This is a genomic window from Bradyrhizobium sp. B117 (assembly GCF_038969555.1).
In the GTDB taxonomy this organism is placed as follows: Bacteria; Pseudomonadota; Alphaproteobacteria; order Rhizobiales; family Xanthobacteraceae; genus Bradyrhizobium.
Window position 1 is genome coordinate 2,665,868 of sequence record NZ_CP152414.1, and the last position, 26,590, is coordinate 2,692,457.

Sequence of the window (26,590 nt, forward strand, 5' to 3'; positions counted from 1 at the left end):
CCTTTCAGCGAACGAGTTCGTCCGGAAGAGCGCGGGCGTAACAAACCTACAGAGGAACAAATTCGAGAACTGAGCAATATTGACCAGTAGTCATCGCCGCCGGGGTACAAACTACCTCATCACCGCCCCGTCAGTGGCAGCTTTCGGTGACTGAGAGTCCGGTAGCGCTCTCGCCGATAACGTCAGGGGAGCATCATGTCTTCCGTCCACCGGTTGCCAACCTTCGAGCAGCGTCACAGCATTGAGGAGTTTATCCAGATAAGGCGCGATATGTTGCGCTATGCCCGCTCGTTCCCGCCGGGGGCTGAGCGCAATCAGCGGCGACAGATAGCCTTATCACTTCGAGCCCTGTTCAAGAACAATGATTGGCTGAACGCCCATACATGGGAAGGAGCAACGCTGCTCACTGATTGTCCTTCGCCTTCCCCAGTAAAATAGGGACAGCTTCAATCCCAACTCTCCACAAGATCGTGCCGGCTGCACTGGATGCGGTTCGCCAATGATCCTTGCGATGATCGAGCCGGCGAAACGAGTTGTGTCCGCTTCGGACCGCTCCCCGCGGCATCATGCGATCGGCCGCAATAGCTTCCGCGGTTGCGGCATCACAATCATGCATTCTAGCGTAGGAGCTCTTGCGCTGCTCTGTAGGCGGGCGCAATCAAGCGGGATATGAAACTCAGTTAAATGGCAACGAGGAGGGTTTCGCCGGCACTGCACTTTGCGCATTCAAAGGTGCGCACATCAAAACCAGGTTTGTCCGGCTCGATGCAGACCAACCTCATTGGTGTTCGGCATTTCGAGCAGTTATGAATTCTGAAGTCTGCAACACCAACACTTGGATGAGATTGAGTCGACGGCATGATACTCCCCTTAAGACCCAGGCGGGAGTGCGACACTCTCAGTCACCGATTGTTGCCTATGGTAGGGCGGTGATCTAACCAATATAGTGTCTTGGTTCCATCCACACTGGTCAATACTGCTCGCTTTCGAAAAAAGACTCGAAGAGGACAAATAGGACCTTCCGCGGCCGCTGGCTCAGAAAATGAGGACGGCTCTTAAGCCCCCCTCTGGTTTTTTGTAGCTGCTTGTCGTGTGCTTGGCGAGTTCGCCTAACCTTCGATGATGTAAACGATCTCGTGGGTGCGCGGGCGAAGAATGATGTAGTTGCCGTGCACAAGGATGAAATCGTATCCACGCCATTCCGGATAGATTTCCACGATACGTGCTGGCATCGGATGATAGCGGACACCCGCCGGGACAGCCGTTCCGATTGAGAGGTTGAAGTTCACGTTTGTAACTTCCTCAACCTTCTCCTGCTTGATCGCCGAGGTTATCTGGGTGCGCTTTTCGGCGGGAGGCGCTGATGTCGCCGAGGTTGCGGCATTGCCGGTCGTCCTACTGTCGGGTGTCGAAGGCCTGGTCTCGGCAGTCGGAGATTTCAAGTCCTTTGAGGTGGTGGTCGAATCAGGTGATTTCGCCTTGCTGTCGGCTTTCATGTCGCTCGTCGCCTTGCTGTCAGAAGGCGACTTCGTTTCGGCGGTCGGATTTTTCATGTCCTTCGAAGTGGTGGTCGGAGTAATTGACTCTGAAGCCTTCGACTTGCCATCAGCTTTCATGTCGCCGGTCGTTTTTGCATCCGGCTTGCCGTGCGCATGTTGAGGCGCCGCTTCTTTTGACCCAGCGCCGGGTGTAGCGGTCTCGGCGCCCTTTGCGGGTGCATTCATCGGCGCCGCAGTATCACCTTTAGGCGAAGCGACAGTCGGAGATTCCTTCGCTGCTCCTTGATTAACGCCTTGAGCTGTCGCAAGCCCGGTCGTGGCCAACAAGGCCGCAACGGCCACGGACACCATTAATGACTTTCTCATCTGATTTTTCCAATTCAAATTGAATCCATGCCGACGAAGGTCGGCCATAGAGTGGAACGGCCCCAACAGCCTATAGTTCCGCTTCTATCTTGGGTTGGGAGATGTATTGGGAAGTAATGCGAGTGATCGCGTCGATCACTGGGCTGTCGCCAGAACCTTCAACCCCTGTGTGCGCTAAGTCATTTCTTGGGCTCGACCAGGCGCCAAGCAACGAGGAAACCTCTCTGCTCTCGCTCGGACCCACCCGGAAAGGCCGGAAAGGAATGGGCGTACTAGCAAAGAGCGATCTGGCCAAATATAGACCCGCATGAGCAACGCCATATCAGGAACGTTCAGGTTAAAGCCGAAAGGCTGATCTTGCCGTCGGTGCAAGCCTGCGTGAAGCGACAAGGAGAATCCGATACGGAGCGAACCTGCACGCACCTGGCGGTGGCTGCGTATCATTTCAACAGAATTCTGTAGGGTACCAAACCCGGCGATCTGCGGGAGGGGGAGACACAACGGTTTTCGAACTGGCGATGAAGCGGCATGCTTCGACGCGACCACAAGCAAAATCAAGCCGACCATCTGTCCTGCTCTTTACGGCAATCGTCTTCGTTGAGACGGTCCGCGATATCCTCTGCGATGTCTGGCGTTTTCGCCTTGGCGATTGGCTTGCCGTCCGCAGTCATTAATTCGTCGCCCTCAACCTCAACCGGAAAGTCGTCGGGCTTGAGGGGCTTATCATTTGGCATTGCACCCTCCCACGTTAAAGGAAAAAGCCGCCCGGGCATTACGCCGAGCGGCTTTTCGAGCAACTGCCAGTCGCCCGGTTCTGTTGCTGGAATGACAACATCGATCCGAAGGAAAGGTTTCTCCCGCCAGCAAGGCTATTCTTTCCCGCTTCGGTCCCGTAGCTCCGCTGGTCGTGTGGTCGAGCGAAGCAGCGCTGACGCCTTTGTTTGCGGCTTCAAACGGTCTCCGGACAGAAGCGACGCGAGTATTGTTGGCGCGGCCAGCAAGCGGCATCGCACGGTTCGTTACCAGCGACAGGTCGCTACCAGAGATCGATGATCCATTTTGCGCCGACGACCGTCTGCCAAACTACCGCCGTCGCGACCGCACAAATGGCGGCGGCCAGCAAGGCGATCGAGAGACAGGACCCCATCCTCCTCGAGATAGGCAAGGGAGATCAAGGCAATCACCAAAGCGGGGACGACGTTGCTCAGGGGTATTGGAATGAAGACCAGAGTAGCGCTCAGTACCACGACGAGCCGACCAGGCGCTTGGTTGCCTCCAACGGGTGCGCCACCGTGGATGAACCACCTTCTCAAGATATCTGAGCACCGGTAAGGATCGCTGCACCACAGCAGCGAGGTGTTTCGTCGGCAAGGAACGAGTGGCGATGCGGCGTGGAAAGACCGGAGCGGGTTTGCCCGCGATCATCTGGAACGCGGGAATCGTGAGTAGCAGGCCAGCTACGATCGAGAGCCCGGTGCGAGCGCGACCAGCGCGAGCAGGATCATGATGATCCCGAAGGATCGCTTGCGAAGGCCGTGCATCAGCCAGCCCAAGGTGAAATGGTCCGCTGCAGCACGGCGGAGGTAGTAACAAGCCCTATCGGGTCAGCTGGCGGTCTCGACATCAGAATAGCGTCTCCTGGCCTCTTGATTGGCAGGCCGATGTCTCCGTCTCGAAGCCGAAACCGGTCGCTTCGTTGGTTGTTTTAAGTGCCATGCTGCCGATAGTCCACCGGGGTCAATCCAAGGATAGCACGTTCACATAGTTTGTTGGCGTCCCGCTCGCCGCTGCCTGCAGCCTGCAAAATACCCTTAGCAATAATTTCGCGATCTACCTCCAACTGACCGATATTCTGAAGTGTTCGACATGCCAGGTCGTAGGCCTGATTCACGGCGGTTACCTGCTCTGGATCAAAGGACAACTCTTGGAAAAGCGGATTAGGATTGGACATAATGCTCCTCGTAGCAAACGCGAGCGCAAGCTCTCAGCTGCCAGGATTAGACGGATTAAGTGATGATCGGAAAAAACCTCGCGATGAGCAGGGTATTTGTGCTCTGACACACCGCGGGGAACGATTTATCGATTTGTCGAGGTCATCTTTGCAACAAGATCACCGAATGGCTTGTAGGACTGCTTGGCAAAATCGCTGTACAGTCCGCCAATCTTCTGTGACTCCGTAACGAACGTCTCGTAGGCCGTCTTGGCGAATTCGGTTTGAACTTCAATCGCCTTGTCGAGCGACTTCACGCCAGAGAGCTTCTCAACGAACAGTTTCGTGTCTTCAAACGACTTTTTCGTGTAGTCACCGTAAGCAGTGGCAATCGCCAGGAAGGCGTTAGATGACGCAGTCCCTGTATCGATTTGTTCGTTACTATTCTGCTGGTGCTCGAAATTTTGATTCGAATGAATCTGATTTGCGTTCGACATTTTTTGAACTTTCCCTTGTTTGTTTAACAGTGGACCAATGCCGCGCGCCACCAATGGTTGCTTCGGAATCTCAGTTCTCGCTTTTAATTAGGCGGTGCTTGTATGTTCGTACGATGATCACCAGGCGCAGTTTGCCGGGTAGCGCCGAGCGATCGCAGTCGACTCCGCCGCAATGCCAACGAGCGAAACGCACCTTAAGGTGCAGAATGTGATTTGGGCAAACCGGCTGATTATCTGCCGCGCGGGTGTCGAGAAGGCCGCAACTCACGCTACTCTCGCGCCGACGAGGTGATCGAATGAGTAGCGCAATATTTGAGCGCGGGTGTCCACCGCCTCTCTGAGACCTTGCCGCGGGGAGATGATTTACTGTTCCGTCGCTGGAACCAAAGTCACACCGCGTTATTGTTCACCAAAACAATGGAGGAACATCATGATTTCCAAATGTCTTGCAATAGCATTCCTGGCTATCGCGTCGATGACCGGCGCGGCGGCGGCGCAAACAGCCACAAACCAAGCGGCTTCGACAACCAGTGCTACCACGCACAAGGAGGGTGAATGGCGCGCGTCCAAGCTCGCCGGCGTCGATGTGTACAATGAAGCCAACGAGAAGATCGGCGACATCCACGACGTGATTTTGGATAGGTCAGGCAAGGTGGCCAATGTCATTCTGGGTGTGGGCGGCGTTCTCGGCCTGGGCGAACACTACGTGGCGGTCGCCTTCGATAAGCTGAAGTGGGTTGACCAGCCGGTGACCTCGACAACTTCGTCAACAACGTCCGCACCGGCGAATGCGCCTGCAACCACTCCCGCTCCAGATAGCACCACGCGAACCACCACCGGTGCCGCAACAACCACCACGACAACCACCACAACCAGCGCCAGTACGCGTTGGTATCCCGATCACGCGGTGTATAACGCCACCAAGGACGAATTGAAGGCCATGCCGGAGTTTAAGTACTAACTCTCGACATGCGGCGTTTTTTGACGGGAAGCGACACTTCGACCCTGGCAAGGGGGGCGGCCGGCGTTCTAGGTGGGTTCGCGTCTTGGCGGTCAAAGCTCACTTCGCTGGCGTCTGAATCAGAATGCGGTCATCTGGCACGCTCCTTACGGCCACCGTCGAGGGTCGAGATTGGCCTGCCATGAGCGCCAGCGCTGGCGTCTACGTGCGATGTCGGAGCGAGCCCGCTCGAGCGCGAGCAGCGTTTTTTTGAACCGCAGCCCTTCGCGGCGCAGGAACGTCCAAACCGCATTGTGGGAGACCTTGACCCCGCGCGCGGCGAGTTCGTCCTTGAGGGCGTGCAGCGTCAAATGCGGCGTCTGACTGATCCTCTCCTTGATGAAGGCGCGATGCGGCTCAAGAACGGGCTTGCGATGGCCGCCCATCTTGCCAGGGGCCACTGAGCCGGTCGCTCGATAACGTTGCGACCACTTCACAACTGACGACACCGCAACGCCAAACCGCGATGCCACCGAACGGCAGCTCTCGCCCTTTGCAACCGCCGCAACCGCCCGCTTACGCAGATCATTGGATATCGGTCGGACCATCGGATGCTGGCCTCCAGCCCAGCCAGCATCTTGAATCATATTCGTCCGAAATCGGGAATCCCTCCCGATTCAATCAAGCCATGAACCGCTCTAGGTCTTCCAAAGCCTAGCGGAACCATCTGTTTTTCCTTGCGTTATTGGGATATGCGCAGGCCCGCCATCAGTGATTCACCCATCGTCAAGGTTGTTACTGAAACCGGTGCCTACGTCGAGCCACCCCCGCCCGAAGTCGTTGAAACCGATCCGGATTTGTCTGCCGAAGATGCGGAGCAAATCCGCCGGGATTATCTGCTCACGCGCTTCTGGATCAGCGCCAAGGGATTTTGGGGGAAAAACGGTGACCGGGTGGCGTGGATATTTTCCATCGTCCTGGTGATCCTGATTGTCACCAATGTCGGCTTCCAATACGGCATCAATGTCTGGAATCGGGCGATCTTCGACGCGATCGAGAAGCGCGATTCCACCGCTGTGTTTTATTTGACCGCGGTGTTCTTTCCGCTCGCGATCGGCAGCGTCCTGCTCGGCGTTGCGCAAGTATTCACGCGTATGGGCATCCAGCGCCGCTGGCGGGCCTGGTTAGCCAATTCCGTGGTGTCGCGCTGGCTGACCAATGGCCGCTATTATCAGCTCAATCTCGTCAGCGGCGACCATCAGAATCCAGAATACCGCATCGGCGAGGATCTGCGCGTGGCCACTGATGCGCCGGTGGATTTCGCCGCCGGCGTCACCTCGGCATTCCTGTCGGCGACCACCTTCATCGTGGTGCTCTGGACCATCGGCGGCGCGCTGACGGTCACGATCGCGGGATCGACCATCACCATTCCTGGCTTCCTCGTGATTGCGGCGGTGTTGTACGCGGCGATTGCCTCAGGTTCGATCATGACGATCGGGCGCGGCTTCGTGCAAGTCTCCGAAGACAAGAATCAGGCCGAGGCCGAGTATCGCTACACGCTGACCCGCGTGCGCGAGAACGGCGAGAGCATAGCGCTGCTCGGCGGTGAGGAGGAAGAGCGCGACGGCATTGACAAGACCTTTACCAAGGTGCTGAGGCAATGGGCGCGGCTCGCCGGCCAGCACATGCGCACCACGCTGGTGTCGCAGGGATCGAGCCTGATCGCACCGGTGGTGCCGCTGCTACTGTGCGCGCCGAAATTTCTCGACGGCAGCATGACGCTGGGACAGGTGATGCAGGCGGCCTCCGCCTTCACCATCGTGCAGAGCGCGTTTGGTTGGCTGGTCGACAATTATCCGCGGCTTTCGGACTGGAACGCCTGCGCGCGGCGCATCGCCTCGCTGATGATGTCCCTGGACGGCCTTGAGCGCGCCGAACGTGGCGACGGCATCGGCCGCATCAAGCGCGGCGAGACCGAAGGCGACGCTATTCTCAGTCTCAACGATCTTTCGGTGACCCTCGACGACGGCACCGCCGTGGTCGGCGAGGCGGAAGTCGTGATCGAAGCCGGCGAACGCCTGCTGGTGGCCGGTGAGACCGGCACCGGCAAAAGCACATTGGTGCGCGCGATCGCGGGGCTGTGGCCGTGGGGCGGCGGCAGCGTCAATTTCCATCCAGATCGCCGCCTGTTCATGCTGCCGCAAAAACCCTATGTGCCGTTGGGCACGCTGCGGCGAGCCGCTGCCTACCCAGCCGCCGCCGAGGACTGGACGGTGGAACAGATCGGCGAAGCGCTCGACAAGGTCGGCCTCAGTCATCTCAAGGACAAGATCGAGGAAGAGGCGCCGTGGGACCAGACGCTATCAGGTGGTGAAAAGCAGCGGCTCGCCTTCGCGCGGCTGTTTCTGCACAAGCCAGATATCATCGTGCTGGACGAAGCGACCTCTGCACTCGATGAAAAGAGCCAGGACAAGATGATGGAGCTGATGACCAAGGAGCTGCCCATGGCCACCGTGGTCAGCGTCGCCCATCGCACCGAGCTTGAAGCCTTCCACAGCCGCAAGATAGTGCTGGAACGGCGCAAGGGTGGCGCGAAACTCGTCAGCGACGTCGATCTCGTTCCACGCAAAGGCAGGCGCCGGCTGCTCGGTCGCTTCCTCGGTCATCGCAAGCCGCCGCTGCAAAGGTGAAAGCGGCTCGAAGCGCATTCGATTTTCGACTTTAGCAGCGGTATCGAAGACTAAACGGACCCTAGACGAAGGTTGTGTCAGGTCAGTCATGGCCATCTCGGATATGCGCCTTTTTGGGACCAATGTCCGGAGTGATAGCTTCTAAATCCGCTCGGCACCACCGGCAAACAAAGAGGCGGCCACACGGGCCGCCTATCTATTTTCAACTCAACGTGGAGCCCAACTCAACTAGTTGCCGGATTGCGCGAGTTCGCCGCCAATGCGGTTGAAGCGCGCCTTTTGCTCACTGCTCAGTGACCCATAAAAGTCGTTGAGCGCAGGCTTCACCGTATTAGCTGCATCGATCATGGCCTGCAGGCGCTTCTCCATAGCCTCCAACCGGCCGGGCGGAGTGATTGGCGTGTCCTCGGGGCAGGCGGCTTGCATGATCGAGACAGCCCTTGCAGTGGCCCTATCAAGGAGCTTCAAACCACCTTCCTGTGCATTGGTCGGCTTGACCGCGTCCTCGATCCGCTCGATCGGCAGATTAGCAAGCCCGGCTTTCGGTTCGCTGCAGCTCTTGCCATCCCGCGCCGATGTCTGGTTGGCCTCGGCGTTGCTCTTCTGCTTCGGCCCAATTTCGTTTAGGCGCTCCTTCTGCTCATCGTTCAACGAGCTATAGAACTTCTCCATCGCCGGGCGGACCGTCTGCACTGCTTCGAGCGTGGCTGTCAGCCGCAACGTCATCGCCTGTAGGCGACTGGGTGGCGTCATCGCGAAGGCGTTTTTCGCGGGGCATGAGGCTTTGAACACGCTGGCGGCTCTCTGGCCCGAGCTTCGCACCTGGTCGAGAAGCTGCTTCTGCTCGGTATTCAAGCCGACCTTGCTATTGATTTCTGCGAGCGGCCAAGCAGTGATGCCCGTGCCAGGCTGCGTGCACGGTTCTTCCACGGTGGAAGAAGTCGATCGGGCTTGGCGTCCGTTTGGCGGCGCATAGGCATAGCTGTACTCAGGCGGCAGACCGGCTTGGCCCCAGAACACGCCGTCGAAGAAATCATCATAGGCATAGGCAAAGTAACCGTCATCATAGCCAGAGGGCCAGAATGCGTAATCGAATACGTCCGAATAGGCATAGGGCCAGAACACGGACCCGTGCCACGGCACGAAGGCCGCGCGCAGGCCGAGGCTCCAGGCCCGGCGTGGGGCGAGCGCAGCCGTGTCCGCACGGAAATTGGCACCTTGCGCCCGTGCCGCGAAACGCGCAGCGAAGCGGCCTTGCTGGGCTGCCTGCGGTGTAACACGCGCGACACCGTTACGACGCTCGCCGCGCTGCGCTTGCTCATTGGGTTGAACCAATGCATTCGGCTGAGCATGGCCGTTAGGTTGCAGCCGCTGCTGCACGCGCTGCTCACGCTGCTGATTGATTTCCTGCTGCTTCTGCGCGCGTTGCGCAGTCGGGAGCTTTCGCAGTTCACGGGTTTCCTGTTGGCGCAGCGTGAGCTCCTCGCGTTGCTGGCGGCGCAGCTGCTCGCGCGTTGGCGCAGCGGATACGGCGGCCTTGGGCGCGGCGTTGTGGGTGGTCGGCGGAGTTGCTGTTCGGGCGGGTGCATTGTCCCGCGGACTGTTGATGATGCGTGGCGTTGCTTGACGCGTTGGAGCTGCGGCCCTTTGCGGCGCATGGCCTTGTGGAGCGGCCTCGCGTTGCGGTGCGGCCTGGCGTTGCGGCGCGGCTTCACGTTGCGGTACGGCCTGCCGTTGCGGCGCGGCCTCGCGTTGCGGCGCGGACTGCCGTTGCGGCGCGGCCTCGCGTTGCGGCGCGGCCTGCCGTTGCGGTGCGACTTCACGTTGCGGTGCGGTCTGGCGTTGCGGCACGGCCTCGCGTTGCGGAGCGGCCTGACTTTGCGGCGCGGCCTGCCGCTGTGGCGGCGGCGCGACAGCTGGGGCTGAACGCGCCGCCGGTGCTCCTTTGTTGTTTTCGTGCTTCTGTTCCTGAGCATTTGCGCTCAACGGGATCATCAACACTGCGAGCCCCAGCATTGCAGTCAGCTTCAAAACGCTTTTCATGAAAGAATTCTCCGCTACGACTATACTGATCGCAGCGCAAACAAACTGGCGGTGGCATTGTGCGGGGGTTTTGCCTCGCGGCGCGTTGATATTCACCAATCGTTGTGCGTCCGACATCGGGACAAATAGGGTCAGCCAGCAAAAGTTCCTGCCCTACCGCGCGATATAAGGTCGCGCAGATTGATCTGCATTAAATTGGACCCAATTCTGATGTTATCGAACACGACCGGCAATCAGGAAGAGTGCCAGCTTCTTTCGAAGATGATTATCGGGTGCGGATGCTGTACCCCCCGCGCCCCCAGTTTAAATCCAGGGGGTCTGAAATTTAAAGCCGGACAGTGTGGTCAATTTTGGCCGGCGGCGTGCTCTAAGCGCACTTAGCCTACCGCCCTCACCAAGGAGGTGACCATGGCACAGGACCCTTCTCGGCCATTGCGGGCGGGTATCGGGCACCTGCTCTAAGCAGCTACCGAGGAGTCCTGAGATCTGTATAGCCTGGGACGGTTAGCGCGCCCCCAAAACCATCATCGCCGGCGTGCGACGGCAACGCCCAACAGGAACGCGACTAACAGCGAACCAAGTGGCGCTTCGCGCGCGATATTGCTCAAGATGCTCAACGGCATCCCTGGCTTTCGACCCGCTTCTATCGCGCCGCTAACTCGATGGACTGCCCCCTCACAGCTTCGGAGACTTCCGCGATGGTGGATTTCGGTTCTGGAACGGAATCCAAGCTTTCATGGGCGAAAGGGGCCAGCGGGATGTCATCACTCACGATCTCATCTCCAAGTCAACAAACAGCCAATCAATCAAAAAGCGTGAATAGCTCCGATATGGCCGTCATAGCCGTTGTCGCCCGCGCTGCGGCGGATGGTGCGGCGGGCGCGTCAGCAATAGCCCCAACGCAAAGCCGATCCCGCCCGCGATCAACATCGAACCGAGGGGATTGTCCTGCACCTTCTTCGCGATCGCTTGCGAGCCGTCACGGAAAGTATCACCGCTGTTCTCATAAGCGTCCTTGGCGTAGTTGACGGCGGCATCCGTAGCTTCCCGCGCTGCATCCTTGGCCTGGCCATACAGGTTCTGCGCGGTGCCTGTCGCCTCGCGGATGCGGCCTGCTGCCTGGGTCTTTGCGTCGCCGGCGATATCGCCGACGGTGCCCTCGACCCTACCGGCGAAGTCCTTCGCCGAGCCGGCAATTCGATCGTTCTCCATAGCGAACACTCCCTAAGATGAAGTCTCGGAGCGCTAACTGACAAGATCAGGCTACGTTCCTGCGCGCACAGAAGACCGGCTTGCAAATGTGGTCTGATCTAAGCTCTCACCATTCCACACTTGCTGCTCGCCGACGAGGCGATCGAGTATCAGAAAACTGTTGCGATGCATGGGCTGTCGATCCCCGCACGGCCCAGCGCCGTCTGGATCTTGAGAGAACTCACAGAATGGCTGCGGTTTCCGTTTGCAGCCGCAGCGGCGCTTGCTCACTTTTGCTCACTGTCAAAATTTCAAATTGCGAGTGTCCTGATCAGGACGGCTCGGGACGGTAGGTACTGGCCTGTTTCAGACGACAGTGGCCTAGTCTTAAAAATGGCAATGATCTAATTTGAAAGTGAGCAATTTTGAACAGACGATCGCAGTGCATATCTGCTGTTTTGGTGGTCACCGGGGGATTGCGCTGTCCGGACCTAATCCAACGCCACCAAGCATTATTGGGCTTGGTGGCGTTGTGCTTTCCCGGGTCCTAATTCGTTAACTTTTCGAAAGTGAGCAAAATAGAACGGCGCTGGGATAGCGATGATTCCATGGTGCCTCCATCACCGCCCCCATCACGGCATCTATCGGTGAATGAGAGTTCTGTAACGCTCCCGCCTGAGTTTAGGTGAGCATCATGTCATCCTTAGCAGTCTTGTTCGACCCAAGCCGCATAGCAGTTCAGCCCCATACCTGCCCCCAATGCTTGGGTCCAATGACCCTGACGCACATTAAGCCCTCTCGGATCGGATTCGAGATTCGTACGTTTCAGGGCGTCAATTGCCATCACGTCGATAAAGTCGTCAGCGAAACCCATTCGATGAAGTGGATTTCTTCCGGGCTGCGGGCTCCGGTTTAGATCCCAACACGGTCCCTAGATGGGGATCTGGGCGACGACACAACCTGTCAGAAGAGAATAGTTTTCAACAAACATCTGGCGGCGCTATTTGCTCAGCCGTGCGCCGACGTTCAGCGCGCTCGCCAAAAAGGCCTCTTTCGCTTCTGCGCAGCCTTAAATTCAAGGACATATCTTTGAACAGCGTGCTTGGCATTGGAGCTCCAACGACGCATGAGTTGCCATGCCTGCAGGGATGCGACCCAGTCCTGGCCTTGACAAAACCTGTCGTAGCACCAGGCGAAAACAGGAATTGACATAAGCTTATCGCGGCTAACGCTGAAGAGACGCTCAATAAGCAGGAGCTTGAGAAGCTCGCCAACGATGAGGACCATAAGCCCGTCAACGACGTGGCCTGTCGCCGTCAGGTAAGCCGCAACAGGCTTAACAGGTTCGAGCAAAATGACCGGCACGATGAACAGCGCCAGAGTAGGATATGGGCGAAGCGACACAATCCACGCTCGCAAGCTTTCGAATACCCAGCAATCCGCCATCCGGCGAAGGACAGGTTTGAAGAGAGTGAAAAAGACGGCGTCCACCAGGAAGTAGATGGCGGCGATCAGAAGCACAAAGGGTTTGAATATACGGCTCAAGCTAGATTCTCCAACGAACCAAAGCGCGAATCATCATTAAGTTCACGAGCCAAAGCAGCGAATGACACGACCGCAACCAATGATCAAAACGCTCTCGGCCGTCGCAATTTCCGCCTTCATTGCCGCCGCCTTGTTCGTACTGTCTGTATATGCCCCAGAGGTCGAACCTGGGCAGTCGGCCGCCCTCCAGAAGAGCAACCGGCGCGATATTCATGTTGTCGACACGGGCTGCGCAAAGCAGACTTGGCCTCACTTCAGCGGCTCGTGCCTGCACGGGAATGGCGCGAAACTCGAGGCGCGCCTTGTCAGTGCAGCTCGCGAGTCAGAAAACGGTTCGAAATGAGACTTCAAATCGACCGCGCGTGCCTCTACCTGCGACCAAAGGAGTGGTGGACTGCCTGTTACCCTGACAGGCGAGCTCAACCAATTGCGACGAGGCCGATGGCGTGAGGCCATACCTGGCGCCAAAGCCAATATTCCAACAAGCTGATCAAATTTGCACAGACACCAGGCGGATCAGCTTGCAATACTGCGTCCAAACCAGAATGCCGAGGTGTCACAATGAATATGTCGAGCGAAGGCCTGCTGGTCATACTGTTTGTCGGTCTCGTTGCGGGCTGGTTGGCTGGTCAAATCGTCCAGGGGACCGGTTTTGGAATTATCGGTGACCTCATTGTCGGGATTTTGGGCGCCTTTATCGGAAGCTGGTTGTTACCTCAGCTAGGCATCCATCTCGGTAGCGGGATGATCAGCGCGATCGTCAACGCCACCATCGGAGCGATATTGCTGCTGCTCATCGTGCGGCTGCTTCGAGGTGGCAGCGGATGGGGAAGTAGGTGGGGCGGCAATTGGGGTCGGCGATGGTAACGCATTCCCGCAGAGTGACTCGCGACCGGCCGCTGTGACCTGGCTACCGGCCCCGCGACTGTGGATCCGCTCTGAGTGATGCAGCACGCTGCATAATCGGCAATGCGCCGGCTCCCAGGATCCCGCGTGGGTCCCGCGAATGGGAGACCCCTTCAACGACGGCTTTGCTTTGGTCGTTGCGAGCTCCACGCCTCGAAGGCGCCCAACAAAAAGGGACGAAGAGAAATACTGATCCACTCACGTAAATACTGATCCACTCACGTGACCACATGCGCGCTGGCTATGCCGGCGGGGAGCTCAAAGAAGCTATCGGTACGTCGAACGTGTACGAGAAACCCGTCGACGCATAGGCTAATTGCACATTGCCCTGGAGCTGCTTGCCAAGCGTCTCGATCAGCCGTGTTCCGAAGCTGCGCTTGGCGGGCGGCTGGACAACCGGACCGTTCTTTTCGGTCCAGGTGAGGTGCAAGCGCTGTGTCGGTTGGTCTACCGTCCAGACGAGGTCGACGCGCCCCTCCGGGACCGACAGGGCGCCAAACTTCGTGGTGTTCGTGCAGAGCTCATTGAGCGTCATCGCGACGGCGATGACGGCAGCCGACGTCATCCGGATATCGGGTCCCGTGATCGAGAATTTCGACTCGGCGGGATTGTCGAAGGCTTCGATGGCGCTGCGGACGACCGTGCCAAGATCGGCGCTGGACCATTTTGCCTGCAGAAGGAGATCGTGGGCCCGGCCGAGTGCCAAAAGCCGGCCCTCGATGGCGTGTTGCGCGTGCTCGCCCCCCTGCAGGTTGCGCAGGCTCTGGGAGACGATTGCGGCGACGGTCGCGAGCGTGTTCTTGATGCGGTGGTGCAGTTCTTCGAGGATCAGCTTCTGCAGCTTGTCGGATGCCTCGCGCTCTTTGGCATCGATACCGGCCTTGGCAAGCAGGCTCCTCGTATTGATCTCAGCCTGCGCCAGGAGTAACCGCAGGCTGACATTCTCTGCCGCCAGAAAGTCCTGGTGGAATTCTGCGCCGCCCGGACGCCTGTCTGTGCGGAGATCGACTTCAAGCATTTGCAACTGTATCACCTTGGGCGGGGTACCGCACTTGATTTCGGCCGGGCGTTGGCATTGAAAGGTCTGGCGGCATCCGGCGCCAAGAACCACGAGATTCAGGCGTGGCCTATCATGCTGCGCATCTGGGCTATGACTTGCCAGGCTTGGAGTGGCTTGCCGAAAAATCTGCTACAGGGGGGAAGATCGATGCTCGATGGGTTCAATTGTCCCGACACCAGGATGATCTTGATCGCCGGCCAACGCTTATGCACGGTATGCGCAAGACTCAGGCCGTCCATGCTGCCGGGCAATTGAATGTCGGTGCATATGAGCGCGATGTCGGACCTGGATTCGAGGATTGCGACGGCTTCGTCGGTATCCAGAGCTTCAACCGGCGTGTAACCGGCGTCTTCCACCATGTCGACCGCGCGCATGCGGAGCATCATCTCGTCCTCTACGACGAGAACGACGGCCGGACTGCGTGAAAGATCGGGTACCATCGGATAGGCATCCACGGGAAAACGGGTGTTGACTGAAACGAGCGATCGATCTGGGACAAGCATCTCGGTGCTCCTACGATCCATGCCCAGGAGCTCTTTTCCTAAGTGCCCGAGTTTGGGCGTGAACGGTGGAGCGGGGGAAGAAACTAGCCCTCAACCGTCATTTTGCCGGCACGCCGACCCTGCGGCTGAAATGCTCGAGCATTTCAGCGGCGTTCTCCAGGATCGTAGCCTTTTTCATTGCCTCCGCGCGCTCGTCTCCCGGCGGCATCTTGCGGGCTCCATCCAGGGCGTCTGCCGCCCGGATGTTCAGCTTGCAAGCTAACGACGATTGGACTCGCTTGACTGGCCGGAATGAGCGGTTGGCTTCAGCAGACGGCGCGGGCCCAACGAGGGGAACTACCACTGAATAAGCATCGCAGCAGCGATCAGCAGCACAAAGAAGATCGGCAGCAGTACCGGAGGCACTAACCACTCGCGAACGCTGAATTTGGAGATATCTGACATAGTAACCGCCTCTAGGTCGCGGCGGGAGCACACTGCTCTCAGTCACCGATAACAGCCGAGGGGCGCGCGGTGATATCCAAGATATAGTGCCGATCCGCAGAATAACGAGGCCAGGCGCGACTATTTGCTGTGGCGGGATCGAGCGGGGTTGTGATCCGCTTCCAGCATACCCAGTTAGAGGTTGGCGCAACCGGATCGCTCCAACGTCCCTCCCTTCGCGCTTCGCGCCAAGCTTTGGCTACCGGATACCTTGTCAGCGTATCGACCGGTTGCACGCGAGTGCGCCGGAGACAGGATCGGACGCCATCGAATATGCCGCGACGCAAATCGCGTGCAGCCGGCACGGAGGTCTCGTGCTCCGACAACTGATCGGCCCCGACAACATGATCGAGTTTCCCAACCATAGCCGTTCATATGACCGCACGCGGCGTGCCGTACGATTTTGGGGACACGACAGCGCTATTGAGGCATCGTTTTTCATAAACGAAGATGCGCTGAAGCGAATTCAACCAGATACCGGTTACGATGAGTCGGGTTTTCTGCACGCGTTCGATTTCAATCGTGACTTGATATGCGCCGCCGCTGCTAAGATGTACGTCCGCGGCAGCGGGGGCTCTTACGATCTGGTCGCCGCAAATTTTTGAACCGATCCTGCTTCCGCAAGCTCGGCCTGATCAGCGAAACTGCTCGACGAACGGCGAAACGTCGGCCCTTCGATCTGGCCACCTGAAAAATCGCGGCACACCAGGATAGCGGCGTAGTCGAATCGAGACTGCACCCAATCATCTCTCTTGGGAGAATGTCATGGACACAAGTTTCGCAGTTACATTCCTGTCGTGTGGAGGAATTTTCCTTCTCGCGTTTGCCGCGATCGGGGCGTTTTGGTTTGCGGAACGGTTGCGAGGGACGAACGCTCCTCGCCTGGGAAAGTCGGGATAGATCACACCAGACGCCGATCGAAGCATTCGATCTATGCCATTTGAGGATGAGTCCCAATGAAAAAGCCGCGGACTACACCGCGGCCATTTTCACAAGGTATCTCGTCGTCTCTCAGTAGCGGTCGGTCCCGATTCCAACGCTCACGCCGGGAGCACTGAAGCCGATGCCGCCACGGTCTTCATAGCCGCGGCGCTCGATGTAACGCTCGCGAGGAGCATATCCGTAAGCATCGCGCCCGTCGCGGATGATAACAGCCGAAGCTGCGGGTGATGACGATGACGCCTAGCGTCGCCGAGCAAATCAGATACCAGAACTCGCGACGGTAACGAGATTATCCAGCACTAGCGGGCCGCTCGCATCGATAAGGCGGACGGTCAATTCAGTGCTCGTCGCGCTCTGGCCAGACTCGATGCAAATAGGGGATCGCCTCAGTTGCGTATAGAATAATTCTTTGGGAAGGCTCCCTGTGCTCGACAACTGTGTACGCCGGGGGAGCCCGACGGACGCTCGCGTCTGCTCCCAGGTAAGAAAATCCGATTTACCTTCATTGCAGGCGCGACAGAGTACCTTGAGGTTGGTGCGGTCGTTGTTGCCGTAGAGGCTGACGGGCCAGTCGTGATCCATCGTCGGCCACCGGAGTTCGTCGGCGCCGTTCCAATGTGGTTTCAGGCCGTCAGTCTTCTTGGCCCTTCTCGTCCCGAACGGTGACACGATCGCCCTGCGGACGAGCTCTTCGTTGCAGAGCGCTAGACCGCAATGCTCACACCGATAGCCGCATCGCCGAAGATCGGACTCCTGCACCTGCACGCGGCCGCGTTCCTCGCGAAACTGAAGATAGAGATCCAACCCCTTGTCGAGTCGATCCGCGGTCGCTGCCACACCGACCCGCCCAAAATGAGTCCTAAGGAGCGTACGCGGATCGTCAGAGGCCGTGACGGGCCTGGCCCAGAGCGACGTAGGCAACGCCTAAGGCCTAACGCGCTCGATCAACAACCTTAGGATTGAGCGTTCAACGTCGGTGCGGTCCAATCCTAGCTTGCGCGATAATTCGTCGATCGCATCGGCACGCTGCTGGTCGTCAAGTCCGTCGAGCGCCGATCGCAGGCTGTTCTCATCGCTGAAAAGAGCGAAACCAATCTCACCGCATCAACCGCCTTGTGCAAAATCAGCCGGGAAGCAGTCTGGCACCCCACTGCTTCACGCATGCATAGAAGACTTCAATATCGATGTGGATGATTTTGCGTTGGGGGCCCGGAGAGCCAGCTCGGTCATCATCATCGTCGATGATCACTGCGCCAACACGACCATATCTTCCTTGACTCCGCGGGCGACGATTTTTAGCGAACCGTCCGGAAGCGGCCGCTGTAGCTTCAGGGCCTCGTCTGGAGGAGCCGTCATCCAGGTATCGACCTCGTCAGCCGTCGTGAGAATCACCGGCATTGCTTTGGGGTGGATGGCGCCGACCTCGGCGTTCGGCTCCGTCGTGAGGAACGCGAAGAGGTCATTGGTCGTCTCGCCTTCCTTGACCTTCCGGACCGACGTCCAGTTGGTCCAGATGCCGGCGAAGCAGGCGAGGGGACGAGTCTCATCGAGCGCGAACCAGATATCGCCGCCCTCGGCCTTGTTGAACTCGCTGAAGGAGTTAAAAGGCACCACGCAACGGCTTTCGGCTCCCAGCCATCTCGTCCAGTGCTTGCTTTTCACGTTGCGGATGTTGGTCGTGCCGCCGTCCGGCTCCATCCGCAGCAATTGCTTGAAGTCGACGTCTTTGCCCTTCGCCTGCAGCTTGTCGGCCCGCTTCTTCGTGGCGTCCATGAGCGCCTTCGACGACGACGGCATGCCCCAGCGGGCGGTGGCGAGCTCGCGGCCGTTGGGCCCGGTCCGGACGATAGGCGCCTTGTAATCGGGAAAAACGCCGGGCATCGGCGCGAGGTTGCCGACGTAGCGGTTGACGACGCGGAACAGAGCGCTGATAGCGGCCTGGTTGGTCGTGATGCTATAGAGGTTGCACATCGTCAGGTCTCCGGAGCGGCCTGGCGAGGGCGCTGCGCCAACTGTAGCAGCGTCGCCGACGGGCGGCGATTCGCCTTGGCGCACTTGCTACAGCGTAAGCGGCTCGCAAGGTCATGGACGAACGTAGTCGGGGGATGACGCAGGGCGGCCAGGTCGACGTCCCGCCTAGTCCTGCAGCGCGAGCATTCGATTTCGAGCCACGCATAGCCGCCGTTGACGGCTTGGTCGACGGTCGGCGACGGATCGATAGGCTCGCCGTCGCTCCACATCCTTTCGTTCCAGGATTCGGCGAGCAACTTGTCGGCCTGACGGATCAGGGCCTCGCCTTTGGCGCGGGCCTCGGCGGCTTGGGCGGCGAGGATGCCCGTCATGGCGCGGGCCCGGCCGAGCTCCTTCTGCAGCGACTTGCGGTCGCCTCCGGAGAGTGGGGTCGGGTGGTGCTTGGGCGCCATACCGCGCTACGGCACGTCGCACGCCGGCCCGCAGCCGTCTTCCTCATGGCGACCGGTGCGCTGAGAGCACGTATTGTCCAGCAAACGTTGGCCGACGTTCCGCCAAATCGAATCCGGACCATACAGGCGAATCGCCTCGACCTTCTGGAGCTCGACCGTGCGACCGCAACGCCGGCAGCCAACTCGCAGCAGGTGGCGGTCGATATCGCAGAGCCGCTGCGTCCCGATCGGATCTGGGGTCGGTCTTGCGTCGGCGGAGACGTCGTCCAGGACGGCCCGCCAGTATTCGGGCGGCATGTCGTCGCCCCGACCGATTGCGGGCGATCCTGGCGCGTTTCTGCCGACCGGGGCGGCGGATGCGAGCCTTTCGGTCTGTTTTCGGGTCGGCATGCGCCAGCCGGCGGGATGGTCGATCATCCCACCATGAGAACATATCATGAACAAAGAGTCGAGTCGGCCGAGGATCGAGGTGCAAATCCAACGTGGGGCTACAGACCTAGCGTCGCCCTCGTCTTCGCCCAGTCGGCGTCGGTGACGGGTGAACGACGTGCGAATATTTTCGAAGACAGCACCAGCGCCGCGGTGGCCTTAGAGATTTCGTAGCGGCCGAGCGCTTCGAGAGCCAGCACCTCGGTCAGACCTTTGCCCTGTATGAGGCGGAAGAGTTCGCCGTAGATCGTTTCGCACTCCCTCCGGAGCCATTCTATCCGGAACCAGCGCGAGACGATCTGCTCGCTGAAAAGGATCTGGGCCGCCACGCCTATCGTGGCCAGATTGGTGGTCCGATTGAGCGCGACGACGATCCAGACGACAAAATAGAGCGCGAGCCTGATCCTCTCCGCCGTGCACATCTGCGCCAGCGTATCCCCGGTGTAGAACGAGTTTTCGAGCACCTGGGCGGCGATGCGCCGCCATCCGTTCTGCGCGGAATTATTGTAGTAGCCCGTGGTCTGCTGAAAGCTCAAAGGACGATCGAACGCGTGCGACAAAAAATCCGAATAGCGTCGCTGCTGCGCCCGGGGCGAAAAGTAGAGCCGCACCGCGAGAGTGACCGCGAAGAGCGCGACGACTACGACAACGAAGCCGATCTGTACCAGCGAATAGAGTTGCGGCCAGGAGCCCTGCTCCACGACCAGCGCGAGCAGGGACAGGATGCCGGCGACGTAGAAAAAGATGTCCGAAACCTTGTCGGCCTTGACGAGCGGTTCGAAGAAGCGATCTCCGATCGGATCGCTGCGTGACGGTTGTTCAACCATGGGCGGGGTACCTGTCTCCAAAAATCTGTCTCCAGAGTCCGATCGCGGTCGCGTGGTCCTTGTTGGATCCGTGCGTCGCATACCACGCCGACAAGCTCTTCGAGTATGCGGTCTCCAACCGCTTGACCGCCTCGGCACGGCCCGTCGCCGAGAGGTAGTCGTCGACGTAGGAGACCTGGTGCCAAAGACGCTGCCGGACGAGGTCGCGCGCTTTGTCGAAGAACATGTGCAGATACCAAGGCAGGTCGTCCAGATTCGAATCCAACGTCTTCAGCGCCAGAACCTCGATGTGATAGCCCGTCAGATACTCGCTGTGCACGCGATTCCATTCCTTCGCCATCTTGATGATGCGCCGGAAGTTCGCGCCGCATTTGGTCGACGCCGTCTCGATCAGCGCGGCGTGCTCCTTCGGCTTGCTCGGAATCCAGCTTTCCGTCCTGGAATTAGGCACCTCGCAGTGCGTCACCGTACCCGCGTTGTCGGTGACGCGGCTGACGGGAACAATATCGACGCTCGGCCACGTGTCATAGTAGAGGGTGACGGCCTGGCCGTTGCTTCTCACGCCGGTCCTGTAAGCGCTCAGCGAGTCCCTGACGTTCTGCAGGACGACGCTCGGAAGCTTGCCCTTGACGTGTTTGCCGTAATGCAACGCGACGATGACGTCGAGGTCCGCATGGCCGCGCAGGGCCGTGTATTTTGGGATTGATCCCGCGCTGTAGGCCTCCAGGATGGTGAAGTCGTTCTTCAGGAGATCGACGATCCTGTCGCGACGCTTGTTCGCGGTGTCGCGATGGTCGCCGCCGAGGTTGATCTCGTCGTAGAACGCGTTGAACGATGCTTCGACCGTGTATGCCATGTCTTCGATGACCTCGGTTCTCGCCGTCACTCGATGACGACGTAGAACGGTTTGCTGACGCCGACCAGCACGTCGTCGCTGCGGCGGATGACGAAGGCTTCGGCAAGATGTACCCCGCGGAAGTCGAGCGTCTCCCAACGCCCCTGCGAGGAGTTATCCGGGTAAAAGCCGCCGCGGCCCGCGCCCTTGGCCATGGCGACCGCGCCGGTGTTGGTGATCCGCCATTGCACTTCGAAATCCGGCGGGATGGCTCTGCCGTCGGTGTCGATGGCCTTGAAATGCAGGCCGCCGTGGGGACGGAGTACGTCGCCGGCGCGGATCGCGCGTCCCGTGGAAGCCCGCCGCTCCCGCCATTCGGTGGTGACCAGAACCGTCGCGAGGGTCGGCGCGTGCCGCCAAGTCGGCCGGCGGATGTGGGGCGGGCGGGAGAAATCCGGCGGCAGGACCGAAATGCCGTAGTTTTTCACCACGTCCACCAACTCGTTGAGATGGGCCGCCGTCGACGACAGCAGCCCGCGGACTTTCGCGAGCCCGTCGGCCGCGGCATCGGCCGCAACCTTGATGACGCTGGCCTTGCCGAATTCCTCGCCGAACACCTTCTGCCACGCCGCGATGCTCTCCTGCCGACTTTCCATCGCGTGGGCTTCATCGATCCATTTCCGGTAGCGGGCGATCACGGTGCGGAAGTTGGAATACTGATCGTCGCTGCCGAAGAGCGGTGAGAAATCCTCGCTCGACAGCTTCGGATTCGTGACCGAAGGCCTGGTCGGGTGCATCCTTAGCCAATCGTCGAGACGACCCACCACGGTCTGCAGCGTGGTGGGAACGTCGGCGAACGCGTCCGTGTCCTTGTCAAACCAATGGATCTGGTTGCCGAGAAGGGTCGTCAGCAGCACGGACGGACAGGTGAAGGTTGTCTTGATGTCGCGCAGATACTTCATCAGGCGCGTAACCTTGCGGAAGGAATTGCCGCCCGAGTACGCGTTCCTCTCCTTCATCCACGCGGTATAGTCGACGGGTGCCGAGAGTTCGAAGCCTCCCTTGCGGTTGCACACCTCCATGCTCCCGTCCCAGCGCCGGCCGACGACGCAGGGAGCGAGGTCGATCTTGCGGTCGCCGGCGTAGGTGATCGTGACGCAATAGTCCCAGGTCTTCGTCTTGTCCTCATAGGTCTTGCTGCCGGAGAACACGCGGCCGAGGCTCTCGACGTACTCGGCGGCGGTCCAGCCCTCGACCGGGTCCGCCATCACCAACAGATCGGCGTCGAATTCTCCTCCGTCGACCGGCCGGATGATTGTCTCGTGGGCCCACGACCCCTGCTCCGCGAACGAGCGGACCTTTGGCGTCCAATCGGAATCGCGGACAAACGACTTGAGCGCCGGAATGCTGGCTTCGAGGAGATCGATCCTGGTCTTGTTGAGGTTGACGGTTTCCTTCAAGAAGTCGTCGAAAAGCGCGACCAGTTTCATGACGCGCCAGCCTTGCCCGGGTAGTACCGCTTGAAATCGTTGTGGCCGGCGAGTGCGTCGGGACGGTAGGGCGCTGTTCCGGTCGCGCACTGCACAACGGTTGGAAGCTCGAAGCGCTGGACGACCGTTGGGTGGACCTTTGCGGCGGCATCGATGTCGCGCACCTTCACTTCCCAGTTCTGGCGGCCGATCAGCCTACGGACCCACGACCAGTTCGGTAGCTTGTTCGCCAAGGCGTCCAGCGTGTCACGCATGCCGGCGACCTCGCAGTGCTGCATGCCGCCGGCGTCCGGATAGACGTAAAGCGCAACACCGATGTCGCCGCTGCCCTGCAACTTCTCGCCGTTCACGAAGATCGGGCCTGTCAGCAGGCCATCCGGGACGGAAACGGCTTCGCGGCACATCCATTCCAGCGCGATGTCCGACAAGCGGGACTCCGGCTCGGGATAGGAGCCGCCGACGTCGGAGTGATTGCCGGCGAACCACCACTGGCGCAGACGTTCGTGACCAGCGAAGTGAGGCGCGCCGGCGTCGCTTCCGCCCCAGCCCACCCGGTCGAAGTCCTTCCGCGTCTCGTTGATTGCGTTGGCCGAGCGAGCGAAGGCGACGTGGCGGCTCAGCAGCCGGTCGAAGTTTGCGCCCTTCCACACGGCCTTGTGCGACCGCGACTCCCCCGGCTTGGGATAGTCGACGATCGTCTTGGTCGTCGACTTGTTCTGCCAGTACCAGAATGCGCAGAGCACGACGGCGATGATGGCGACCTGGGCGATGAAGCCGGTCAGCATGAAGCCGGCGCCGAACCACCAGGACCACAGCAGCGCGATCAGCACGGACGGGAGGAACCCTGCCGCGAAGGCTGCGGTCGCAACGCCGGCGGCGAGGCCCGCCTGGATGACGAGGTAACGCAGGCCGCTGGCGCCCAGGGCAGCGACGGTATCGAACACGCCGATGAAATAGGGGGCCACGTTCGAATCCGAGCCGTCGCCGGAGCCGTATTTGAGCTGGAAGCGTTTCGCCAGTTCGAGACGCTCGTCCTCGAAGTCTGCCCTCGGGTGACCGGCGCCGTGCTCGAGCACGGTGTCGACGGCCTCCCAAGCGATGTCTTTCACGGCCTTACGATAGCGCATCAGGGCGCCGCCGGGGGCCTTCGTCGGCACTCCGCAGAGCATCAGCAGGTTGGCCAGGCTGCGGACGGTATAGGCGCCGCGGCTGAAGCCGAATAGGAAGATCCTGTCGCCCTGTTCGTAGTGGTTGACGATGAATTCGTAGCAATCGGCGATGTTGCGCTTGATGCCGGCGCCGGTCACGGACCCCAGCAGCTTCTGCACGAAGCGGACGGGAGCGGTCAGGGCCGTGGTGCCGATATCGGTGCCGAGACCGGCGTCATAGAATACCACCTGGCGGGACGGATGGATGCCGGTGTCCGCGTGATCGCGCGAGATCCGGTACATCTTGTAGATGTTGCTGATCCGCTGCTCGGGACGGGCGCCGCCGTCCTGACCCGTGCCGTCCGAGAAGACGACGATATTTTTGGACATAAGCGTTCGCCTCCTGCTCGGGCGACCGCTCAAGGTTGCACCGCCGGCTTCCTGGTTGTATCAGGCCAAAGCTGGTCTATTTCATCCCACTTCGGCTTCTCCCCGGGTATGCCGCCGAGAAGCCCGGATTCGGACAGCATTTATTTTTCGCGCGGGACGGATTTTTTTGTCCGATTCCGTCGCCGAGCGCGGCATAGGGTCTTCGAGACCATGGACGATGAGAGCGGATCCCCGAAAGGCGGCGTGACCGCCGCCCCGGAGACAGAGCACCTTGCTCCCGAGGAGGTGCTGGAGAAGCTCGATTCCATGTCCGCCGACGACAAGCGAAAGCTCCGGCTCATCGAGCGGCGCCGGCGGGGCGGGACCGATTTCCAGGAGAATGAGCTATATCGCGAGGCCGTCACCCAGGCGATCGTCGGCCAACGCCGTTGTCCGAGAGAGGAATCTTTCGTCGCGTTCCTGGCGCAGTCGATGCGGAGCATTGCGTCGCACCGCAGGAAGGCGCTCGCCCGCACAGAGTCGCTGACTTCGGACGGCCGTGGGCACGACGGCGGCGAGAAGCAGGTCGCCTCGGATCAGCTCGACCCGGAGGCGCTGCTGATCGAGAAGCAGGCCGAGGACGTCATCAAGGTCATCTACGAAGCCCTCGAAGGCGATGAAGAGGCGCAGTTGGCCGTCATCGCCATTTCGGGCCAGAATCGAGGAAAGGCATTGCGCGATGAGATCGGAGTCGATCAAGCTGGCTACGACTACATCATGAAGCGGATCAGACGGACCTTGGCCAAGAAGTTCCCGGACGGATTTCGGTTATGACCAGTAAGCGCACCTCGCAGGATGAGCTCCGCAAGCTGGACGATGCGATCGACGAGAGCATTCTGGCCGCTTCTTCGGAGGAGCTGCGTGAGGAGCTCGCGGCAATGGGTATCGACCCCGCCTCCGTGGTATCGGAAATGGACGCCGTCACTGCGCACGCCAAATCCGTGGCCGCTAAGAAGAGCTTGGAGCAGGCTAGGCAAGCAGTTTTGGCCTTCAAAGCACAGTCGGCGAAGTCCTTCCCAGAAGACAGGGATGCCTCCCGGAGAAAGCTGGAAGCAATGCGCGCCGGCGAATTGACGGGTGCGTTCGACATGATGGCGGCGCGGAAAGCCAAAGGCCTGTCTGATAGCGACGAACAGGGCATGCTGGACGACCTTGCCCAGCTCGCTGCGCTCGAGGCAGAGGATCCGCAGGAGGAAGAATGACCGCGCTCAGTCCCGCCGAGCGCATACTCCTTAGCCTGGGGATCGATTCTCCCGGCGAGATAGACCTGGAGGCCATCGCGTGGACGCGCGGCGCGGTCGTGAACTATCGGCCGCTCGATCGCTGCGAGGCGACCATCGTCGGGTCGAAGAGAAGGGCGGTGATCACCGTCAACGGTCGAAGCCCTCCTGAGCGCCGCCGATTTTCGCTCGCTCACGAACTCGGGCACTGGCACCATCATAGGGGCAGGATGCTCTTCTGCGGCGGGCGAGACGTCTGCAACTTCGCCAACGGTCCCCTCGACCCCGAGCGTCAGGCCGATGCGTTCGCGTCGGATCTCATTCTACCGAACTATTTGCTGGGCCCTCGGCTGCGGCGCGTGAAGCGGCCGACGCTCGCGGCAGCCAGAGAGATCGCCGAAGAGTATTCAGCAAGCCTGACGGCGACGCTCTTCAAGATGACGGTCCTGAACCGCTTTCCCATGATCATCGCCTGCCACAACAAGAAGAAGCGGCGCTGGTTCGAGATATCTCCGATGGTTCAGCCGTGGTGGTTTCCCTTGGACTCGCTGGATCGCGCGACATTCGCCGCGGACATGCTGTTCAACGGTGCCGCCGAACAAACTTTTCCGAGGAAGATGCCGGCGGACGCGTGGTTCGGGTTCAAGGGGTGCGATCGCTTCGAGGTCGAGGAGCAATCCTTCCGGTTGCCGGATGATGAAATCCTCACGGTCTTGAAGCTTCCGGACGAGGCTGTGGCATGATCGAGAGGAAGGGTCGGGCACTATCGTAAACGGTGAGGCAACTTCGACCGCGAGTGATCACCGCTTTTACGCTCACCTGAGCGAAGACGCCATTTCCGATCGAACTTCAGAAGACAGCGAATAGCCATGACGAACGATGGGCCCGAGCGAGTCGCGGTCGATCACCCGTACAGTTGGCCGAACAAGTCCATAGTCGAGAAGAACTTTAAGCAACGCATCCGCGCAATTCGGAGAGGCGCCACGGGCAATGCGCTCGAACGCTTCAAGGATATCGTTAAAGAGGTGATCGCAGGGATGATGGGCTGGCATCGATTTCGCTCCTCCAAATTAAGTGAGTCACGGCGACAGAAAAATTGCAAGGCCGAGCACAATGAGGCCTGTTGAAGCTGCAATGGCAACGAGCAGCGTCAAAGTGCCGTGGTGCATAAATCACCTTGCTTTCGACCTCGAG

At 59.7% G+C, this 26,590-nt stretch carries 28 protein-coding genes and 1 pseudogene; 10 read left to right on the forward strand and 19 right to left on the reverse strand.

The genetic code is table 11. The features are described 5' to 3' along the window. The first annotated feature begins 195 nt into the window (after window positions 1–195). Entirely contained in the window at window positions 196–438 is a 243-nt protein-coding gene (locus AAFG16_RS12940) for a hypothetical protein (RefSeq protein ID WP_143130784.1), read from the forward strand. Between the two features lie 671 nt (window positions 439–1,109). Here the strand turns inward: AAFG16_RS12940 and AAFG16_RS12945 are convergent. Together AAFG16_RS12945 and AAFG16_RS12950 are read right to left on the reverse strand one after the other, a co-directional pair. Next, window positions 1,110–1,865 carry a DUF1236 domain-containing protein gene (locus tag AAFG16_RS12945; RefSeq protein WP_342739371.1) on the reverse strand — a complete coding sequence of 252 codons (756 nt, stop codon included), beginning with the start codon at window positions 1,863–1,865 and terminating at the stop codon, window positions 1,110–1,112. A 554-nt stretch (window positions 1,866–2,419) separates the two neighbouring features. After that, the gene (locus tag AAFG16_RS12950; protein ID WP_020607910.1) at window positions 2,420–2,599 is read right to left on the reverse strand and encodes a hypothetical protein; all 180 of its coding nucleotides are present in this window, start codon (window positions 2,597–2,599) and stop codon (window positions 2,420–2,422) included. A gap of 315 nt (window positions 2,600–2,914) precedes the next feature. Between AAFG16_RS12950 and AAFG16_RS12955 the strand changes: the two genes are divergently transcribed. After that, window positions 2,915–3,187 (forward strand): hypothetical protein, encoded by a 273-nt coding sequence (locus tag AAFG16_RS12955; RefSeq protein WP_060908806.1) that lies wholly within the window; start codon window positions 2,915–2,917, stop codon window positions 3,185–3,187. Window positions 3,188–3,570: 383 nt separating this feature from the next. On the opposite strand, the gene AAFG16_RS12960 is transcribed toward AAFG16_RS12955, so the two are convergent. After that, window positions 3,571–3,816, reverse strand: a complete 246-nt coding sequence (locus AAFG16_RS12960; protein ID WP_018643672.1) for a hypothetical protein — start codon at window positions 3,814–3,816, stop codon at window positions 3,571–3,573. Window positions 3,817–3,941: 125 nt separating this feature from the next. After that, complete coding sequence (locus AAFG16_RS12965; RefSeq protein ID WP_167381077.1) at window positions 3,942–4,274, reverse strand: phasin family protein; 333 nt, start codon at window positions 4,272–4,274, stop codon at window positions 3,942–3,944. 448 nt (window positions 4,275–4,722) lie between these two features. On the opposite strand from AAFG16_RS12965, the gene AAFG16_RS12970 reads away from it, so the two are divergent. Continuing rightward, window positions 4,723–5,253 carry a PRC-barrel domain-containing protein gene (locus AAFG16_RS12970; RefSeq protein WP_020607909.1) on the forward strand — a complete coding sequence of 177 codons (531 nt, stop codon included), beginning with the start codon at window positions 4,723–4,725 and terminating at the stop codon, window positions 5,251–5,253. Between the two features lie 155 nt (window positions 5,254–5,408). On the opposite strand, the pseudogene AAFG16_RS12975 reads toward AAFG16_RS12970, so the two are convergent. Then, window positions 5,409–5,840 (reverse strand): annotated as a pseudogene (locus AAFG16_RS12975) (transposase); the annotation flags it as partial. Window positions 5,841–5,984: 144 nt separating this feature from the next. Between AAFG16_RS12975 and AAFG16_RS12980 the strand changes: the two are divergent. Then, on the forward strand, window positions 5,985–7,922 hold the full coding sequence (locus tag AAFG16_RS12980) for an ABC transporter ATP-binding protein/permease (protein WP_342739372.1): 1,938 nt from the start codon (window positions 5,985–5,987) through the stop codon (window positions 7,920–7,922). Between the two features lie 228 nt (window positions 7,923–8,150). On the opposite strand, the gene AAFG16_RS12985 is transcribed toward AAFG16_RS12980, so the two are convergent. From AAFG16_RS12985 to AAFG16_RS12995, 3 genes are all read right to left on the reverse strand, one after another. Continuing rightward, on the reverse strand, window positions 8,151–9,965 hold the full coding sequence (locus tag AAFG16_RS12985; RefSeq protein WP_342739373.1) for a Spy/CpxP family protein refolding chaperone: 1,815 nt from the start codon (window positions 9,963–9,965) through the stop codon (window positions 8,151–8,153). A gap of 837 nt (window positions 9,966–10,802) precedes the next feature. Next, a complete protein-coding gene (locus tag AAFG16_RS12990) occupies window positions 10,803–11,177 on the reverse strand; it encodes a CsbD family protein (protein ID WP_038954960.1) in 375 nt (124 codons plus the stop codon). A 1,005-nt stretch (window positions 11,178–12,182) separates the two neighbouring features. Then, window positions 12,183–12,701: a hypothetical protein gene (locus AAFG16_RS12995; RefSeq protein WP_342739374.1), complete on the reverse strand. Its 519-nt coding sequence runs from the start codon at window positions 12,699–12,701 to the stop codon at window positions 12,183–12,185. 79 nt (window positions 12,702–12,780) lie between these two features. Between AAFG16_RS12995 and AAFG16_RS13000 the strand changes: the two genes are divergently transcribed. Continuing rightward, entirely contained in the window at window positions 12,781–13,044 is a 264-nt protein-coding gene (locus tag AAFG16_RS13000) for a hypothetical protein (protein ID WP_092218765.1), read from the forward strand. 218 nt (window positions 13,045–13,262) lie between these two features. Then, window positions 13,263–13,568 (forward strand): GlsB/YeaQ/YmgE family stress response membrane protein, encoded by a 306-nt coding sequence (locus AAFG16_RS13005; protein WP_092218763.1) that lies wholly within the window; start codon window positions 13,263–13,265, stop codon window positions 13,566–13,568. A 280-nt stretch (window positions 13,569–13,848) separates the two neighbouring features. Here the strand turns inward: AAFG16_RS13005 and AAFG16_RS13010 are convergent, their stop codons facing one another. Beyond that, window positions 13,849–14,625, reverse strand: a complete 777-nt coding sequence (locus tag AAFG16_RS13010) for a sensor histidine kinase (RefSeq protein ID WP_038954956.1) — start codon at window positions 14,623–14,625, stop codon at window positions 13,849–13,851. A gap of 98 nt (window positions 14,626–14,723) precedes the next feature. Continuing rightward, window positions 14,724–15,107 carry a response regulator gene (locus tag AAFG16_RS13015; RefSeq protein ID WP_041955390.1) on the reverse strand — a complete coding sequence of 128 codons (384 nt, stop codon included), beginning with the start codon at window positions 15,105–15,107 and terminating at the stop codon, window positions 14,724–14,726. Between the two features lie 860 nt (window positions 15,108–15,967). On the opposite strand from AAFG16_RS13015, the gene AAFG16_RS13020 reads away from it, so the two are divergent. Beyond that, complete coding sequence (locus AAFG16_RS13020; protein WP_244553928.1) at window positions 15,968–16,258, forward strand: DUF1488 domain-containing protein; 291 nt, start codon at window positions 15,968–15,970, stop codon at window positions 16,256–16,258. Window positions 16,259–16,853: 595 nt separating this feature from the next. Here the strand turns inward: AAFG16_RS13020 and AAFG16_RS13025 are convergent. From AAFG16_RS13025 to AAFG16_RS13060, 8 genes are all read right to left on the reverse strand, one after another. Further along, complete coding sequence (locus AAFG16_RS13025; protein ID WP_092218761.1) at window positions 16,854–17,432, reverse strand: hypothetical protein; 579 nt, start codon at window positions 17,430–17,432, stop codon at window positions 16,854–16,856. A 408-nt stretch (window positions 17,433–17,840) separates the two neighbouring features. Beyond that, window positions 17,841–18,566: an SOS response-associated peptidase family protein gene (locus AAFG16_RS13030; protein WP_092218759.1), complete on the reverse strand. Its 726-nt coding sequence runs from the start codon at window positions 18,564–18,566 to the stop codon at window positions 17,841–17,843. Window positions 18,567–18,568: 2 nt separating this feature from the next. Further along, window positions 18,569–19,018, reverse strand: coding sequence for a hypothetical protein (locus AAFG16_RS13035; RefSeq protein ID WP_092218757.1), 450 nt, complete (start codon window positions 19,016–19,018; stop codon window positions 18,569–18,571). Window positions 19,019–19,024: 6 nt separating this feature from the next. Next, the gene (locus AAFG16_RS13040; RefSeq protein ID WP_342739375.1) at window positions 19,025–19,435 is read right to left on the reverse strand and encodes a hypothetical protein; all 411 of its coding nucleotides are present in this window, start codon (window positions 19,433–19,435) and stop codon (window positions 19,025–19,027) included. A 71-nt stretch (window positions 19,436–19,506) separates the two neighbouring features. Further along, window positions 19,507–20,274, reverse strand: a complete 768-nt coding sequence (locus AAFG16_RS13045; RefSeq protein WP_342739376.1) for a hypothetical protein — start codon at window positions 20,272–20,274, stop codon at window positions 19,507–19,509. Next, complete coding sequence (locus AAFG16_RS13050) at window positions 20,267–21,130, reverse strand: nucleotidyltransferase (protein ID WP_211433500.1); 864 nt, start codon at window positions 21,128–21,130, stop codon at window positions 20,267–20,269. The genes AAFG16_RS13045 and AAFG16_RS13050 overlap by 8 nt, the downstream gene beginning before the upstream one ends. Before the next feature lie 26 nt (window positions 21,131–21,156). Beyond that, window positions 21,157–22,599, reverse strand: coding sequence for a nucleotidyltransferase (locus AAFG16_RS13055; RefSeq protein WP_092218755.1), 1,443 nt, complete (start codon window positions 22,597–22,599; stop codon window positions 21,157–21,159). Beyond that, window positions 22,596–24,137: a DUF2235 domain-containing protein gene (locus AAFG16_RS13060; protein WP_342739377.1), complete on the reverse strand. Its 1,542-nt coding sequence runs from the start codon at window positions 24,135–24,137 to the stop codon at window positions 22,596–22,598. The genes AAFG16_RS13055 and AAFG16_RS13060 overlap by 4 nt, the downstream gene beginning before the upstream one ends. A gap of 210 nt (window positions 24,138–24,347) precedes the next feature. On the opposite strand from AAFG16_RS13060, the gene AAFG16_RS13065 reads away from it, so the two are divergent. Genes AAFG16_RS13065 through AAFG16_RS13075 form a run of 3 tightly spaced genes read left to right on the forward strand, consistent with a single transcriptional unit; the run spans window position 24,348 to window position 26,139 of the window. Then, on the forward strand, window positions 24,348–24,950 hold the full coding sequence (locus tag AAFG16_RS13065) for a hypothetical protein (RefSeq protein ID WP_092218751.1): 603 nt from the start codon (window positions 24,348–24,350) through the stop codon (window positions 24,948–24,950). Then, window positions 24,947–25,378, forward strand: coding sequence for a hypothetical protein (locus AAFG16_RS13070; RefSeq protein ID WP_092218749.1), 432 nt, complete (start codon window positions 24,947–24,949; stop codon window positions 25,376–25,378). The genes AAFG16_RS13065 and AAFG16_RS13070 overlap by 4 nt, the downstream gene beginning before the upstream one ends. Beyond that, window positions 25,375–26,139, forward strand: a complete 765-nt coding sequence (locus tag AAFG16_RS13075; RefSeq protein WP_342739378.1) for an ImmA/IrrE family metallo-endopeptidase — start codon at window positions 25,375–25,377, stop codon at window positions 26,137–26,139. The genes AAFG16_RS13070 and AAFG16_RS13075 overlap by 4 nt, the downstream gene beginning before the upstream one ends. A gap of 72 nt (window positions 26,140–26,211) precedes the next feature. Here the strand turns inward: AAFG16_RS13075 and AAFG16_RS13080 are convergent, their stop codons facing one another. Continuing rightward, window positions 26,212–26,448: a hypothetical protein gene (locus AAFG16_RS13080; RefSeq protein WP_342739379.1), complete on the reverse strand. Its 237-nt coding sequence runs from the start codon at window positions 26,446–26,448 to the stop codon at window positions 26,212–26,214. Between the last annotated feature and the right edge of the window lie 142 nt (window positions 26,449–26,590).

Bases quoted from the DNA above. Each gene is read 5' to 3' on its own strand.
- AAFG16_RS13050 (WP_211433500.1), bottom strand. From the start codon at position 21,130: ATGGCATACACGGTCGAAGCATCGTTCAACGCGTTCTACGACGAGATC.
- AAFG16_RS13040 (WP_342739375.1), bottom strand. From the start codon at position 19,435: ATGATCGACCATCCCGCCGGCTGGCGCATGCCGACCCGAAAACAGACC.
- AAFG16_RS13075 (WP_342739378.1), top strand. From the start codon at position 25,375: ATGACCGCGCTCAGTCCCGCCGAGCGCATACTCCTTAGCCTGGGGATC.
- AAFG16_RS13080 (WP_342739379.1), bottom strand. From the start codon at position 26,448: ATGCCAGCCCATCATCCCTGCGATCACCTCTTTAACGATATCCTTGAA.
- AAFG16_RS13015 (WP_041955390.1), bottom strand. From the start codon at position 15,107: ATGGTACCCGATCTTTCACGCAGTCCGGCCGTCGTTCTCGTCGTAGAG.
- AAFG16_RS13045 (WP_342739376.1), bottom strand. From the start codon at position 20,274: ATGGTTGAACAACCGTCACGCAGCGATCCGATCGGAGATCGCTTCTTC.
- AAFG16_RS13005 (WP_092218763.1), top strand. From the start codon at position 13,263: ATGAATATGTCGAGCGAAGGCCTGCTGGTCATACTGTTTGTCGGTCTC.
- AAFG16_RS13035 (WP_092218757.1), bottom strand. From the start codon at position 19,018: ATGGCGCCCAAGCACCACCCGACCCCACTCTCCGGAGGCGACCGCAAG.
- AAFG16_RS13070 (WP_092218749.1), top strand. From the start codon at position 24,947: ATGACCAGTAAGCGCACCTCGCAGGATGAGCTCCGCAAGCTGGACGAT.
- AAFG16_RS13065 (WP_092218751.1), top strand. From the start codon at position 24,348: ATGGACGATGAGAGCGGATCCCCGAAAGGCGGCGTGACCGCCGCCCCG.
- AAFG16_RS12990 (WP_038954960.1), bottom strand. From the start codon at position 11,177: ATGGAGAACGATCGAATTGCCGGCTCGGCGAAGGACTTCGCCGGTAGG.
- AAFG16_RS13010 (WP_038954956.1), bottom strand. From the start codon at position 14,625: ATGCTTGAAGTCGATCTCCGCACAGACAGGCGTCCGGGCGGCGCAGAA.
- AAFG16_RS13000 (WP_092218765.1), top strand. From the start codon at position 12,781: ATGATCAAAACGCTCTCGGCCGTCGCAATTTCCGCCTTCATTGCCGCC.
- AAFG16_RS13030 (WP_092218759.1), bottom strand. From the start codon at position 18,566: ATGTGCAACCTCTATAGCATCACGACCAACCAGGCCGCTATCAGCGCT.
- AAFG16_RS12955 (WP_060908806.1), top strand. From the start codon at position 2,915: ATGATCCATTTTGCGCCGACGACCGTCTGCCAAACTACCGCCGTCGCG.
- AAFG16_RS12980 (WP_342739372.1), top strand. From the start codon at position 5,985: ATGCGCAGGCCCGCCATCAGTGATTCACCCATCGTCAAGGTTGTTACT.
- AAFG16_RS12945 (WP_342739371.1), bottom strand. From the start codon at position 1,865: ATGAGAAAGTCATTAATGGTGTCCGTGGCCGTTGCGGCCTTGTTGGCC.
- AAFG16_RS13055 (WP_092218755.1), bottom strand. From the start codon at position 22,599: ATGAAACTGGTCGCGCTTTTCGACGACTTCTTGAAGGAAACCGTCAAC.
- AAFG16_RS12940 (WP_143130784.1), top strand. From the start codon at position 196: ATGTCTTCCGTCCACCGGTTGCCAACCTTCGAGCAGCGTCACAGCATT.
- AAFG16_RS12970 (WP_020607909.1), top strand. From the start codon at position 4,723: ATGATTTCCAAATGTCTTGCAATAGCATTCCTGGCTATCGCGTCGATG.
- AAFG16_RS13060 (WP_342739377.1), bottom strand. From the start codon at position 24,137: ATGTCCAAAAATATCGTCGTCTTCTCGGACGGCACGGGTCAGGACGGC.
- AAFG16_RS12950 (WP_020607910.1), bottom strand. From the start codon at position 2,599: ATGCCAAATGATAAGCCCCTCAAGCCCGACGACTTTCCGGTTGAGGTT.
- AAFG16_RS12985 (WP_342739373.1), bottom strand. From the start codon at position 9,965: ATGAAAAGCGTTTTGAAGCTGACTGCAATGCTGGGGCTCGCAGTGTTG.
- AAFG16_RS12960 (WP_018643672.1), bottom strand. From the start codon at position 3,816: ATGTCCAATCCTAATCCGCTTTTCCAAGAGTTGTCCTTTGATCCAGAG.